The sequence below is a fragment of the Microbacterium phycohabitans genome, assembly GCF_032464935.1.
GTDB classification, from domain to species: Bacteria; Actinomycetota; Actinomycetes; order Actinomycetales; family Microbacteriaceae; genus Microbacterium; species Microbacterium phycohabitans.
The window spans coordinates 22,288-35,968 of record NZ_JAWDIT010000003.1; the positions used below are offsets into that span (position 1 = coordinate 22,288).

11 protein-coding genes are annotated in these 13,681 nt (G+C 72.1%); 5 read left to right on the plus strand and 6 right to left on the minus strand.

The features are described from left to right. The first annotated feature begins 3 nt into the window (after nucleotides 1–3). The 4 genes from RWH44_RS08720 to RWH44_RS08735 all read left to right on the plus strand — a co-directional run bounded on the left by RWH44_RS08720 (nucleotide 4) and on the right by RWH44_RS08735 (nucleotide 2,718). Nucleotides 4–1,221 carry a phosphoglycerate kinase gene (locus tag RWH44_RS08720; protein WP_316004291.1) on the plus strand — a complete coding sequence of 406 codons (1,218 nt, stop codon included), beginning with the start codon at nucleotides 4–6 and terminating at the stop codon, nucleotides 1,219–1,221. Beyond that, a complete protein-coding gene (gene tpiA / locus RWH44_RS08725) occupies nucleotides 1,209–2,000 on the plus strand; it encodes a triose-phosphate isomerase (protein ID WP_298873084.1) in 792 nt (263 codons plus the stop codon). The genes RWH44_RS08720 and tpiA overlap by 13 nt, the downstream gene beginning before the upstream one ends. A gap of 114 nt (nucleotides 2,001–2,114) precedes the next feature. Next, nucleotides 2,115–2,363, plus strand: coding sequence for a preprotein translocase subunit SecG (gene secG / locus RWH44_RS08730; RefSeq protein WP_056232190.1), 249 nt, complete (start codon nucleotides 2,115–2,117; stop codon nucleotides 2,361–2,363). A 1-nt stretch (nucleotide 2,364) separates the two neighbouring features. Continuing rightward, nucleotides 2,365–2,718, plus strand: a complete 354-nt coding sequence (locus tag RWH44_RS08735) for an RNA polymerase-binding protein RbpA (protein ID WP_055955187.1) — start codon at nucleotides 2,365–2,367, stop codon at nucleotides 2,716–2,718. Between the two features lie 132 nt (nucleotides 2,719–2,850). Here the strand turns inward: RWH44_RS08735 and RWH44_RS08740 are convergent, their stop codons facing one another. The 5 genes from RWH44_RS08740 to RWH44_RS08760 are packed head-to-tail and all read right to left on the minus strand — an operon-like array spanning nucleotide 2,851 to nucleotide 9,308. Beyond that, entirely contained in the window at nucleotides 2,851–3,600 is a 750-nt protein-coding gene (locus tag RWH44_RS08740) for a hypothetical protein (protein WP_316004292.1), read from the minus strand. Then, nucleotides 3,597–5,063, minus strand: coding sequence for a polysaccharide deacetylase family protein (locus RWH44_RS08745; RefSeq protein WP_316004293.1), 1,467 nt, complete (start codon nucleotides 5,061–5,063; stop codon nucleotides 3,597–3,599). The genes RWH44_RS08740 and RWH44_RS08745 overlap by 4 nt, the downstream gene beginning before the upstream one ends. 44 nt (nucleotides 5,064–5,107) lie before the next feature. Continuing rightward, nucleotides 5,108–6,916 carry a glutamine--fructose-6-phosphate transaminase (isomerizing) gene (glmS, locus tag RWH44_RS08750; RefSeq protein WP_316004294.1) on the minus strand — a complete coding sequence of 603 codons (1,809 nt, stop codon included), beginning with the start codon at nucleotides 6,914–6,916 and terminating at the stop codon, nucleotides 5,108–5,110. After that, nucleotides 6,916–7,980 carry an NAD-dependent epimerase/dehydratase family protein gene (locus tag RWH44_RS08755; RefSeq protein ID WP_316004295.1) on the minus strand — a complete coding sequence of 355 codons (1,065 nt, stop codon included), beginning with the start codon at nucleotides 7,978–7,980 and terminating at the stop codon, nucleotides 6,916–6,918. Before RWH44_RS08755 ends, glmS begins: the two co-directional genes overlap by 1 nt. Beyond that, on the minus strand, nucleotides 7,977–9,308 hold the full coding sequence (locus RWH44_RS08760; protein WP_316004296.1) for a nucleotide sugar dehydrogenase: 1,332 nt from the start codon (nucleotides 9,306–9,308) through the stop codon (nucleotides 7,977–7,979). The genes RWH44_RS08755 and RWH44_RS08760 overlap by 4 nt, the downstream gene beginning before the upstream one ends. A 435-nt stretch (nucleotides 9,309–9,743) precedes the next feature. Here RWH44_RS08760 and RWH44_RS08765 point away from each other — a divergent pair, with 435 nt between their 5' ends. Continuing rightward, entirely contained in the window at nucleotides 9,744–11,159 is a 1,416-nt protein-coding gene (locus RWH44_RS08765) for a glycosyltransferase family 2 protein (RefSeq protein ID WP_316004297.1), read from the plus strand. Here RWH44_RS08765 and RWH44_RS08770 read toward each other — a convergent pair. Continuing rightward, a complete protein-coding gene (locus RWH44_RS08770; RefSeq protein ID WP_316004298.1) occupies nucleotides 11,107–13,641 on the minus strand; it encodes a helix-turn-helix transcriptional regulator in 2,535 nt (844 codons plus the stop codon). The two genes, RWH44_RS08765 and RWH44_RS08770, sit on opposite strands and share 53 nt — an antisense overlap. Between the last annotated feature and the right edge of the window lie 40 nt (nucleotides 13,642–13,681).

Sequence of the window (13,681 nt, forward strand, 5' to 3'; positions counted from 1 at the left end):
TTCATGGCTCTGCGCACCCTCGATTCGCTGGGGTCGCTCGCCGGCACGCGCGTCATCGTCCGTTGTGATCTGAACGTCCCCCTCAAGGACGGCGTCATCACGGACGATGGCCGCGTGCGCGCGTCGCTGCCGACCCTCAACGCCCTGATCAACGCCGGCGCGCGTGTGATCGTGTGCTCGCACCTCGGCCGCCCCGACGGGGCGCCCGACCCGAAGTACTCCCTCGAGCCGGTCGCGCAGCGCCTGTCCGAGCTGCTCGGCCAGCCCGTCGCGTTCGCGCGCGACACGGTGGGCGAGTCGGCTCAGGATGCCGTGGCCTCGCTCGAAGACGGAGACGTCGCCGTCATCGAGAACCTCCGCTTCAACGCGGGGGAGACCTCGAAGGACGAGTCGGAGCGCCAGGCCTTCGCGCGGGAGCTCGCCGCTCTCGGCGACGCCCTCGTGTCCGACGGCTTCGGCGTCGTGCACCGCAAGCAGGCGAGCGTCTACGACCTCGCTCAGATCGTGCCCTCGGCCGCGGGTCTGCTCATCCAGAAGGAGCTCGAGGTCCTCGACCGCCTGACCGAGAACCCCGAGCGTCCGTACACGGTCGTGCTCGGCGGATCGAAGGTCAGCGACAAGCTCGGCGTGATCGAGCACCTGCTTCCGCGCGTGGACAAGCTCCTCGTCGGCGGCGGCATGATGTTCACCTTCCTGGTCGCCGAGGGGTACAAGGTCGGCTCGAGCCTGCTCGAGAAGGATCAGATCGACACCGTGAAGGGCTACCTCGCCACGGCGAAGGAGCACGGCGTCGAGATCGTGCTCCCCGTGGATGCCGTGGTCGCGGCGTCGTTCTCGGCGGACGCCGAGCACGTGGTCGCCGACGCCGACGCCCTCGAGGACACCGCCTTCGGTGCCGCGGGTCTCGGCCTCGACATCGGACCCCGCACCGCCGAGCTCTTCGCCGACGCGATCCGCGCTTCGCGCACCGTCTTCTGGAACGGTCCGATGGGCGTGTTCGAGATGAAGGCGTTCGAAGCCGGTACCAAGACCGTCGCCCAGGCGCTCACCGAGGTCGACGGCCTCAGCGTCGTCGGCGGCGGCGACTCCGCGGCGGCCGTGCGTCAGCTCGGCTTCTCGGACGACCAGTTCGGTCACATCTCCACCGGCGGTGGCGCCAGCCTGGAGTTCCTCGAAGGCAAGAAGCTCCCCGGACTGGAGGTCCTCGGATGGCAACAGTGAACAGAACCCCCCTCATCGCGGGCAACTGGAAGATGAACCTCGACCACCTGCAGGCGGTCGCGTTCGTGCAGAAGCTGCACTGGACGCTGAAGGAGGCCAAGCACGAGAACGGCAGTGTCGAGGTGGCGGTCTTCCCGCCGTTCACCGACCTGCGCACCGTGCAGACGCTTCTCGACGCCGACAAGATCGAGTTCGCGCTCGGCGGTCAGGACCTCTCGGCGCACGACTCCGGTGCCTACACCGGTGAGATCTCGGGCCAGTTCCTGGCGAAGCTCGACGCGACCTACGTGATCATCGGTCACTCGGAGCGCCGGCAGTTCCACCACGAGACCGACGAGATCATCGCGGCGAAGACCCAGGCGGCTCTGCGCCACGGTCTCGTCCCGGTCATCTGCGTCGGCGAGACCTCGGAGGACCTCGAGAAGTTCGGCGCCAGCGCCGTTCCCGTGGGTCAGTTGGAGGTCGCTCTCGAGGGTGTGGCATCCGATGCCGACATCGTCGTGGCGTACGAGCCGGTCTGGGCCATCGGCTCGGGCCAGGCGGCGACGCCCGACCAGGCACAGGAGGTCTGCGCCAAGCTCCGCGCCGTCGTCGCGGACAAGCTCGGCGCCGATGCGGCCGCGCGCACCCGCGTGCTGTACGGCGGCTCGGTGAAATCGGGCAACATCGCCGGCTTCATGCGCGAGCCCGATGTCGACGGAGCCCTGGTGGGCGGTGCGAGCCTCGTCGTCGACGAGTTCGCGGCGATCATCCGCTTCCAGAAGCACGTCGGCGTCTGACGCCCTTTCCGGATGCCCGCGGCACCTCGCCGCGGGCATCCGTGCGTCTGAGACGCGTCCCCGTATACTTGACGCTTGTGCGGTCGTCCGGCCGCGCGCGAAAGGCTTTCGACAGTGCAGATTCTCGAGTTCGTCCTGCAGGTGCTCCTGGGCATCACCAGCCTCCTGCTGACCCTGCTCATCCTGCTCCACAAGGGTCGCGGCGGCGGTCTGTCCGACATGTTCGGCGGCGGCATGAGCTCCGCCCTCGGTTCGTCGGGCCTGGCCGAACGCAACCTCAACCGATTCACGATCGTGCTCGCGCTGGTGTGGTTCGTCACCATCGTCGGCCTCGGTCTGCTGACCAAATTCGCGGAGATCTGACATGGCCACTGGCGGCAATGCCATCCGTGGCTCGCGCGTCGGCGCGGGCCCCATGGGCGAGCAGGATCACGGCTTCCACGCGGACCGCGTGGCCGTGTCGTACTGGGACGCCCTCGGCAACGAGACCGTCCGCTACTTCGCGGCGGGCATCCCCGACGACGAGATCCCCGAGACCATCGACTCGCCGCACTCTGGCCTGCCCGCGGGCCGCGACAAGGCGAACCCGCCGGCGCTGGCCAAGGCCGAGCCCTACAAGACGCACCTCGCCTACGTGAAGGAGCGCCGCAGCGACGAAGAGGCCGCTTCGCTCCTCGACGACGCCCTGCAGCAGCTGCGCGAGCGTCGCGGACAGTAACGACTCCCGCGTTCACGACAGAAGGGCCGGATGCCATGGCATCCGGCCCTTCGTCGTTCATGGCGTCCGAGGACGGACGCCTCTTCGTTCACGGCGTCCGAGGACGGACGCCTCTTCGTTCACGGCGTCCGCTCAGTGGACGGGGGAATCCGTGACGATCGTGGTCCACGGGCCGGGCGGCACGTCGACGTCGTCGACGAACGCCCAGTCGACGCGGTCGCCGTCGCCGTCGAGCTCGGCGAAACCGAGGCAGCCGTTGAGGGCGGGGGAGACGTCCAGGCCCGCGCCGTTGTAGCGCCCGTTGGCCGGCCGACGGTCGTCGGAGCCGAAGACGTACGCGCTGTCGCGGTACTCGCCGGGTCCGGCATCCTGGATCTGTCCGTAGCAGAGGCGGTCGCCCTTGCGCAGCACGACCCAGCGGTTCTTCATCAGGCTCGCGGAGCGGTCGTCGACGAGTGCAGCATAGGGCGCCTGATCGGCCCAGGGGACGACCTCGCCGCGGGTGGCGAAGCCCTCGTCGTCGTTGACGTCATCGAAGGGCAGGTCGAGGTAGAACGGGTTCTGCCGCGGCGTCATGCGGGTCGGGAAGTAGCCGTTGTCGGCGGTGCGGGGCTCGGTGTCGCACCTCTCGCCGTCGACGACGCCGTCGCATCCGCCGTACGAACCCAGCCAGTCCGAGTCGTAGGTCGAGATCCGCTGGCTACCGTCGGACGCCTGGGGGTCGAACACCTCCCCGACCCAGAAGGTCGTCGAGACGATCCCGGTGTGCCAGGGGTAGCCGGTGTCGGGGAGCGGCGCGAGGGCGGGTGCGCAGCCGGTCGCGCCGGCGACGGCGACCACCCCGAGGGCGATCGCCGTCGCCGAGCGCGAGCGCGGTGTCATCCGGTGACGTCGCTCTCGGTCGGACGGAACACTTCGAGCGGGCCCTGCGGAGTGGCCGGCGCCGACGTGTCGAGCGGGGCCGTCGTGCTCATGACGGTCAGCGGCGGAGCGCTGGAGCTGTCGTAGAGGGCGAGGTCGTCGGTGCGCAGGGTGCCGTTGCCGAAGATGGTCAACGCGAAGCTGATGCCGTTGTAGCCCGCGGGGATGGCCGCGGTCGTCCAGTCGGCCTCGGTCCAGGCTCCCGCCGCGGCGAACCAGGGGCTCGAGGTCCAGTACGACCACATCCCGCTCGTGGACCGCAGGTAGACCGCGAACTGGGTCGGCCCGCTCGACTGGTACCACTCGCGCAGCACGTAGGTCTTGCCCGGGGTGACCGTCGGCGAGCACTGACCGAGGTCGAACTGCGGCAGGAGCTTCGCGTCGCCGTCGGTGTACCCGGTCATCGAGATGCCGCTGGCGATGTTGCCGGTGTGCGCGGGGGAGCCGGTGCTGAAGGACGGCGTGTTCGTGCCGTAGCCCCCTCGCATCCAGCAGTCGGGGGCACCCGTCTCCATGCTGGGATTGACGATGCCGTTGGTCGAGCCGGTGGGCGCGGGGACGGCGGGACCGTCGACGACGGGCTTGGTGGTTCCGCCGATCACGCTCCCGACGGTCTTGACGACCGTGCCGGCCGCCTGCCGGGTCTTCAGCCACGACAGGAACTGGGTGAACGTCGACGTCGTGACGGCGAGGTCGCTGCAGGCGTCGTCGCAGACGTCGTGGAACGTGTACTGCACCCACCCGCCGCCGTTGTTCTCAGCGTTCGTGACGCCCTGCTTCAGATCGTCGAGGGTCCAGGTGGCATCGACCTGATCGAGGGCGGCGAGGGCGTAGGGGGCGGCGGGACGCGTCTTCTCGGCATACGCGCAGTCGGGACACCCGAAGCGGCTCTTGATGTCGCCGAGGAGCCGGCCGCTGTTGTACCCGCACGCGGCGACCGCCTTCTCGACGTCGGGCGTGCTCGAGGCGAAGGGGTAGGCGAAGCTCTTCACCGTGAAGCCCCACGAGGTGAGGTTCTTACGGTCGAGGCAGATCTGCCGGGTCGCCTCGTCGACGCTCACCGTGGCGAGGTCGGGGTGGTTGACGGTGTGCCCGCCGATCTCGTGCCCGGCGTTCTTGAGGGTCGTGAGATCGGCGCGCGTCATGTGCCCCGGGGCGCCGATGAAGCCGGACGGCACGTAGAAGGTCGCCTTCATCGCGTTCGCCTTCAGCGCGGCGAGCGCGTTCAGCTGATCGGCGTTGGCGTCGTCGAAGGTGAGGCTGACCACGGTGCGGGTCGCCGCCTCGGCCGGCGGGGGTGCGAGCGCGACCGACGCCCCCACCACCACCGCGAGCGCTGAGACGAGGGCGAGGGCGCGCCGCCAGCGCGGGGGCACGGTCGTGGGCGGACGCCGTCGATCGGTGCGGAGGTCTCGTCGGAGCATGGGAGTGGCCTTTCGTGCGGAGCGAGGGGGAGGGACGGCACCGCTCACGACACCGTCACCGACTTGGCGAGGTTGCGGGGCTTGTCGACATCGCGGTGCAACCGCAGGGCGAGCTCGCGCGCGAAGAGCTGCAGCGGCACCACGGTCTCGAGCGGACCCCAGGAGGGTCCGGTCCGGGGCAGATGCAGGGGCACCCCGCCCACGGTGAGCACGCGTTCGCCGAACCGGATGACGCGACCCCCGCGCGCGGTGACCTCGGCGATGTCGACGTCGAGCCGGGGATCGCCGTTGTCGACCACGAACACCGGGGTGCCGGCATCCACCAGGGCCAGGGGGCCGTGCTTCAGCTCGCCGGCGGGGTAGGCCTCCGCCCAGCGGTAGGACAGCTCCTTCAGCTTGAGCGCGCCCTCGGCCGCGTAGACGAGCCCCGCACCGCGGCCGAGGAAGAGGAACCCCGACGCCCGGGCGTACTCGGTGGCCAGCTGAGCGCACGGTCCCCGCCACGCGTCGAGCGCGGCGGCGAGCCCATCGGGGGTCGCGGCGAGGGCGCGGAGATCGGCGCCCAGGCGCGCAGAGTCGGTCCGGTCGAAGACGGACAGTCCGGAGAGGGCCACGCACACCCCGGTCAGCACCTGCGCGACGAAGGTCTTGGTCGCGGCCACTCCCACCTCCGGGCCGGCCAGGCAGTCGATGACCGCGTCGGAACGACGGGCGAGGGTCGAGGAGGGGTTGTTCGTGAGGGCGAGGACGGTGCCGTGGCGGGGCGGGAGGGCGTCGAGGGCGCGGAGGACGTCGGCGGTCTCGCCCGACTGGCTCATCGCGATGACGAGGGTGCGCGGTTCCCACACCTCGTGCGCGGCCTCGCTGGCCACGAGCGTACGCGTGGGCAGGCCGCCGAGGCGCGCGAACACCCCCGCGAGGGCGCGACCGGCGTGCAGCGACGTGCCGCAGCCGACGACCGTGACGCGGTCGATGGTGTCGAGCGACGGCAGACCGAGGCCCCGCCACAGCGACCCGTCGACGATACCCGGGGCGAGGGCCTCGAGCACGCGGCGGGCGACGACGGGCTGCTCGTCGATCTCGTTGCCCATGTGGTCGCGGTGGCGACCGGTACTGGCCAGCAGCGCGGTGCGGGGGACGGGCCAGAGTCCGCGCGGTCGGCAGCTGCCCCCCGCGCGGTGCCAGCGGGTTCCGGCCGCGTCGACCTCGACGACGTCGTCGTCTTCGAGCACGCGGAACTGGGCGACCTCGGGCGCCACCGCCCCGACGTCGCTGGCGAGGTAGGCGCCGTCGGCGGCTTCGGCGTAGATGAGCGGTGAGCCGTGCGCCGTCGCCGCGAGGGCACCGGTGCGCGCGTCGAGGGCGACGACGGCCCACGAGCCCGAGAGCTGGCCCGTCGCTTCGGCGAGCGCGTCGCCGAGTCCGACGCCGGGGCGCTGCGCCTGTTCGATGAGGTGCACGATGACCTCGCTGTCGACCCCGGTGGCGAAGCGGTGCCCGGCGGCGACGAGCTGCGCCCGCAGCGCGTCGGCGTTGTCGACGATGCCGTTGTGCACCACGTAGAGCCGACCGCTGCAGTCCTCCAGGGGATGGGCGTTCGCCTCGCTCACCTCGCCGTGCGTCGCCCAGCGGGTGTGCCCGATGGCCGCGGTCGTGGCATCCGTCGTCTGTTCTCCGGTCACCACCGCGAGAGCCGCCACGCCGCTGAGGGTGCGCGCGTGCAGGGTGCTCCCGTCGGGTCGCCGGGCGGCGATCCCGGCGGAGTCGTAGCCGCGGTACTCGAGGCGCTCGAGGGCGGAACGGGCGCGGGATGCCGCGGCGGCGGGGCCGCGGTAGGCGGTGATCCCGCACATCAGACGACGCCCCGGAACGATCCGGCTCCGGCGAGGGGCATGGCATCCGATCCGAGACGCTCCCGTGAGAGCAGGTCGGCGGCCACGCGCATGATCGTCGTGGTGAGCGGGGTCGTGGGTTCGTAGCCGACGAGGTCGTGCGCCTTGGTGTTGTCGGGGACGCGGCGGCGCATGTCTTCGAAACCGGCGGCGTAGGCCTGCTCGTAGGGGACGAGTTCGATCTCGCTGCGGCTGTCGAGGGTGACGATGATCTCGCGTGCCAGATCGAGGATCGAGATCTCGCGCGCACCGCCGAGGTTGTAGGCCTGTCCGCGGGCGCGGGGGTCGCGTTCGATCCGCACCATCGCGGGGACGATGTCTTCGACGGCCGAGAAGCAGCGCGTCTGGAGGCCGTCGCCGAACACCGTGAGGGGGTGCCCGCGCAACGCCTGGCCGACGAGGTTGGGCAGCACCATGCCGTAGCGGCCCGTCTGGCGGGGACCGACGGTGTTGAACAGCCGCACGATCGCGACGTCCAGCCCCTCCTGGTCGCAGTACGCCTTGGCGAAGGCCTCGTCGATGCCCTTGGCCCCCGCGTAGGTCCACCGTGAGAGCAGGGGGTCGCCGAGCACGCGGTCGGAGTCCTCGCGCAGGCGGTCGGCGGTGTTCTTGCCGTACACCTCGCTCGTGGAGACCAGCAGCACGGACGCCTTGTGCTCGATCGCCGCCGTCAGCACGTTCTCGGTGCCGTGGATGTTGATGCGGAGCCCCCGCAGCGGCTGCTCGACGATGAGCTTGACCCCGACCGCCGCCGCGAGATGGAACACGCGGTCGCAGGAGTGCATCGCCTGGGCGACGGTCTTGGTGTTGAGGATGGAGCCGTGGATCATCTCCAGCCGCGGGTTGTCGGCGACGCCGGCGAGGTTGCGCGCCGAGCCGGTGGAGAGGTCGTCGAGGACGACGACGTCATCGCCGGCCGCGAGGAGGTGCTCGACGAGGTGGCTGCCGACGAAGCCGGCGCCGCCCGTGACCAGCGTGCGCGTGCGCCCGCCCGCCGTCGACGGGAAGACCGGGACGCCGCTCACAGCAGCACCCGCCCCGCGATGTCGTCGCTGCGGTAGGTGCCGTCGACGACGAGCGCCTCGCCGTCGAGCCAGGCCAGGTCGCAGTCGTGGTGGCGCGTGTGCACGAGCACGACGTCGGGATGGAATCCTCCCGGATCGGCCAGGGAATCGCGCTCGCGACCCGAATCGAGGTGGATGTGCGGGGCGTGGGTGTCGACGTACTGCACCTCGGCGCCCACGTCGATGAGGTGGTCGATGATCTCGAGCGCGGGCGATTCGCGCAGGTCGGCCACGTCGGGCTTGTAGGTCACCCCGACGATCAGGATGCGAGCCCCCAGCGTGCCCTTGCCGGCGCGACCGAGCACGTCGCGGATGCGTTCGACGACGCGGCGCGGGCGGGCGGCGATGCGCGTCATGGCCTCCGTGATGACCCCGGCGTCGACGTGCAGGGCCTTCAGCTGCCAGAGCAGGTAGTGCGGATCGCACGGGATGCAGTGTCCGCCCACCCCGGGGCCGGGATAGAACGCCATGAAGCCGTACGGTTTGGTACTCGCCGCCTCGATCACCTCCGTCACGGGCACGTCGAGGGCGCTGCAGATGTCGGCGAACTCGTTGGCGAGGGCGATGTTGACCGCGCGGAAGGTGTTCTCGAGCAGCTTGGTCATCTCTGCCGTCGCGAGGGACGAGACCCGGTGCACCCGAGCGGCGTAGCGCGAGAGCAGCTGGGCCCCTTCCTCCTCGCACCGGGGGGTGGCGCCGCCCACGACGCGCGGGACGACCTCCTGTGCGAAGCCGACGTTGCCCGGGTCGATGCGCTCGGCGCTGAAGGTGACGAAGACGTCGCGGCCGATCTCGAACCCGCGATCGCGCAGCGGCTGCTCGACGAGGTCGTGCGTGCAGCCGACGTAGGTGGTGGAGGTCAGCATGATCAGCTGCCCCGGGCGGGCCGCGGCGACGACGGTGGCGCATGCGGCCCGCAGGGGAGCGAGGTCGGGGACCTGCTGGTGATCCACCGGTGTGGGGACGCACACGACGATGGCGCTCGCCCGCGACAGCTCGCTCACGTCACCGGTCAGGCGGAACTCTCCCGGGCGACGGAGAGCGGCATCCAGGCGCTCCCGGTCGGTGTCGATGAGGTCGGCGCCGCGGGCGGCGATCGTGCGCAGCCGCCGCGAGGAGACGTCCAGGGCGAGCACGCGCGAGCCGCTGGCATGGTAGGCCAGCGCCGTCGGCAGCCCCACGTACCCCAGGCCCACGATCGCGACGTCGAAGTCGAACCGGGGTGGCACGGGGGCGATCGGGGTCTGCGGCACGGGGGTCGCTTCGGCGCGCACGTCGAGTGTGGACATCGTCATCCTCCAACAGCGGGGTCCGAGGGGGCGATGGGGGGCCAGGCCCCCTCGGACGATTCGGGTGGTGCGGGTGGGGCGACCGATCGGGTGGGTCGGCGCTGATCCGGGGCCCACACTGATCCGGGCCCCCGCGCCGGTCAAGGACGCCGATCGGATCATGCGGGATGCCGCCGACCGCATCGCGATGTGCGGGAAACCGCAACGGCGAGTGCGGGCCGGCTGCGGCGACGTGCGGCCCCGCGGCGCGTACCGTCGGGCGCAGCCTCGACCCGAAGAGGAGGAACCCGTGAGCCCTGTCCTGCCCCCTCTCGAGGTCGAGCGTCGGCCTCCGGCCCCGGCATCTCGGCGCCCCTGCACCCCCGTGGTCCCGGTGCCCCGGTCCGAACGGCGGGCCCCGGCATCCCGATCCGTGCGCGATGAGCGGCGGATGCCGTGACCGTGGCGCTCGCGATCGTGGTCGCCGTCGCGACGGTCGGCGTGTCGACGCTGGTGTGGGGCACGGTCGGCATCCTGCGTCTGCTCGCCGAGCACCGCGCGGCGCCGCCGTGGGGAGCGCCGTCGATGTTCTACCGCGCCGACGAGGTCGCCGTGCTGATCGCCGCCCACGACGAGGAGCTCGTCATCGCCGATGCGGTGGCCGCCGCGCGGCGCCTCGTCCCGGCCGGGAACGTCTTCGTGGTGTCGGACGGCTCGAGCGACGACACCGTCGCACGAGCACGTCGGGCCGGTGCGACGGCGTTCGACCTCGTCCCCAACCGCGGCAAGGCCGGTGCCATCCGCGCGGGGCTCGATCATTTCGGCATCGCCGCCCGGTTCCCTCTCCTGCTCCTGCTCGACGCCGACTCGCGCCCTCGTCCCGATTACCTGCGCACCGCGCTCCCGCTGTTCACCGACGACGGGGTGGTCGCGGTCGCCGGTCGTGCCACGACAGCCGTCGACACCCCGCGCACCGCCGTCGGTCGCGTCCTCACGGCGTATCGGGAACGCACCTACGTCTGCACGCAGTACCTGCACAAGTTCGGTCAGGCCGCGCGCGGGGCCGACGCCGTGGCGATCGTGCCGGGGTTCGCGAGCCTCTACCGCACCGATGTGCTGGATCGCATCGACATCGAGGCCCCGGGGCTGTCGATCGAGGATTTCAACATGACGTTCGAGGTGCACGCGAAGGGCCTGGGTCGCATCGCGTTCCACCCCGGCTGCGCGGTGGCCGAGACGCAGGATCCCGCGACCCTGCGCGACTACACGGCCCAGGTGCGCCGGTGGAGCCTCGGCTTCTGGCAGACCGTGCGGCGGCACGGCCTGCGGCGCGGACTGTTCTGGGCTTCGGTGGGGGTGTTCGCGATCGAGACCGTCGTCTCCAGCCTCGTGCTCGCCGCGGCGCTCCCGGTGCTGCTGGTCGCCGGGCTCGCGGCGGGGGGCGCGGCCGTGCTCACGGGACCGGCGGCGCAGACGGCGGCGGCGGTGTCGGCGGCGCTGCCGGTCGCACCGCTCGCGCTGGCCTTCCTCCTCGTGGACGCGCTGATGACGGTTTTCGCCTGCGCGCTCTCGGGCACCCGGCCGCGCGTGTGGATGCTGCTGTTCCCACTGCTGCGGGTGTGGGATGCGATGCTGTGCCTGCGTGCGCTGGTGTCGTCGTGGGGGCGTCCGTCCGACGGGCGGTGGCGCAGCCCCGACCGTCGCCCCGCCGCTCTCGCGGCGGCACCGACGAGGGCGGATGCCCTGCCCTCGGCATCCCTGCGGATCTCCGCCGACGGGGGTCGGCGCCGCCTCTCCGCGACGCCGGTGCCCGTGTCGGTCACGGCGTCGCCGCTCCCCGGAGCAGCGAGACGAGGTGGACGCGCGAGCTGACCCCGAGCTTGCGGTAGATGCGGGTCAAGCGCAGCTCGACGGTGCGCAGCGAGATGAACAGCGCCGAGGCGATCTCTCGGTTGCGCAGCCCCTGCTGCACCAGGGCCACGACCTCCTGCTCCTGCGGCGACAGCACGCGGCCGCGGGCCGGGGCCGCGCTCACGCGCGGCGCGGGGGAGCGCTCCGCCATCGGCAGGCACCGCTGGAGCGTCGCGCGCAGGGCCAGGTGCTCCGACGGGGAGTCGGTGCTGAGCAGCACGGCGTCGGCGTCGCGGAATGCGCGCGCCCCATCCTCCCCCGAGCGGCACACGGCACGGGAACGTGCCACGGCGAGCGTCGTCCACCGGCGCGGATGCCGGGCGGCGGCCGCCTCGAGCCGGGCGAGCTCGCGACGCGCATCGGACGAGCGGCCGGTCAGCCACAGGGCCTCGATCAGGTCGGCGTCGATGCGCAGCAGCGAGGGGTCGTCCGACCCCGGGGCGTCACCGGCCGCACGGAGCAGGCTCACGGCGTCCTCGTACCGTCCCTCGGCCAGGGCGAGGCTCCCCTCCAACGCGGCGAAGAACGGCAGGAGGGCCGTCCGCCCCTCGCGCCGGCACAGGTGGCGGCCCCGGGCGATGAGGTCGGGAGCGCTCGCGTCGAGGGGGTCGACCGCGGCCGCCGCGGCGCACAGCAGGGTCGTCGCGGCGTCCTCCGGGCGACCCGGGGGCCACTCGTGGCGCCAGGCCGTCATGGCCTCGCGCACCGCCGTCGGGTCGCCGCCGCGCACTTCGCAGGTCACGAGGAGGCGCAGCAGTCGCTCGCGCCACAGTGGCGCCACGCGGGGCATGCGTTCCAGCAGCTCGGTCGCCTGCCGTCGAGCGGCGGCGTACTCCTCGCGCAGCATGCGCAGGCTCGCGGCGAGGGAGGCGATCTCGATCGGTGCGTCCGCGGCGACGGCGGAGGGGTCCAGCGGTGGCGGCACGGGGCGTGTCGCCGTGGGGCCCGTGGATCCGAGCTCGGCGATCAGCAGGCGCAGCAGCCCTGTCTCGGTCGATGCGACGCTCGCCGCTGCGGCGGCGTCGAGGCACCCGAGCGCCTCGGCGACCTCCCCGCGTGCGAGGTGCAGCCGGGCGTTCTCGCAGAGCAGGCGTTCGACCCCCTCGGCCCATTCCGCGTCGGTCTCGTCGCGGGCGAGGGCATCGTCGATCACCTGGTCCACGCTCGCCCCCGCACGAAGACGAGCGATCGCCGCGCGCACCCGGACCGCGGCGTCGTCGCTGCGGCCGGCGCGACGCAGGTAGTGCTGCCCCAGCAGGTCGAGCCCCTGGAGCACGAGCGCGCTCCCGAGGTCGACGAGTCCGCGGGTGCGGCCCTCGTCGTCAAGGGAGCCCGACAGTGCGCGTTCGGCGAATTCGACGGCGGATGCCGTCTCCCCGGCGCGCGCGAAACCGACCGCCGCCGCGAGGATCGGGCCGCGGTCGCCGCCGGGCTCGAGGAAGCTCTCGTGCCACAGCTGCGTCGCACGGTCGCGACCGCGGTGGTCGTCGGCGGCTTGCGCGTGCAGCCGGCGACGATCCTCCGGGGCCATCGCCGCGTGACGCCGCAGCCGCAGCGCCGGATCGCTCATGCGGGCCAGATCGTCGTGCACGCGAACCGTGCCGTCGTCGATCAGCTGGTCGACGTCGACGCCCTCGGCGAGGGCGGCGAGTCGCAACCGGTCGTAGTCGTACACGGGGCCGATCGAGAGCAGGTCGAGCACCGCATCCGTCCGGGGTCCGCGCGGCGAGAAGCCGTCGCGTCGCGGCCGACCGCTGCGGTCCTCCGACAGGCGCAGGGGGAGGTGCAGGGCGTCTTCGCCGGCCGCCTCGGCGGCGGTCAGCCGCACGCGAGTGAGCACGCCGGGGTCGCCGCCGGTGAACATCACGACGACGTGTCGCACGGCCGCCGCGCTCGCGGGACCGACGATCTCCCGTGCGAGCTCCGCGGCCGCCTCGAACGCGAGGGGCTCGAGGTGCACGTGCGGCACCGCAATGACCTCGTGACGCTGTCCGAGCGCCCCCACCGTGGCGAGGATCGTGACGCCCGTGCCGCGGAGGCGCCCGAACACGAACGACAGCACCGTGAGGCTCGCCCCGTCCATCTCGTCGAGGTCGTCGATCACGAGCACGGCGCCGTCGTCGCGGATCAGATGCAGCGTGCGGCTGAGTTCCTCGGCCAGCAGGTGCTCCGGCCAGTCGCGTCCGCGATCCAGGATGCCGTCGATCGCGGCGCCGCGTGCACCGCCGAGTCCGGCGGCGACGGCGGAGAGCCCCGAGTACGGCCACATCCGCTCGCTCGGACTCACCGCGACCAGACTCGCCGCATGCTCGCGCGCGAGTTCACGGGCCAGGGCCGATTTGCCCAGGCCCGCATCGCCGACGAACACGCACGCGGCTCCCGTGCGCAATCCGACGGTCTTCCGTGCGATGTCGAGCTCTCGCGCGCGACCGAAGAATGGCATCCGACGCTCCCTCTAGCGTGAGCCGGTGAGCGACGATCGA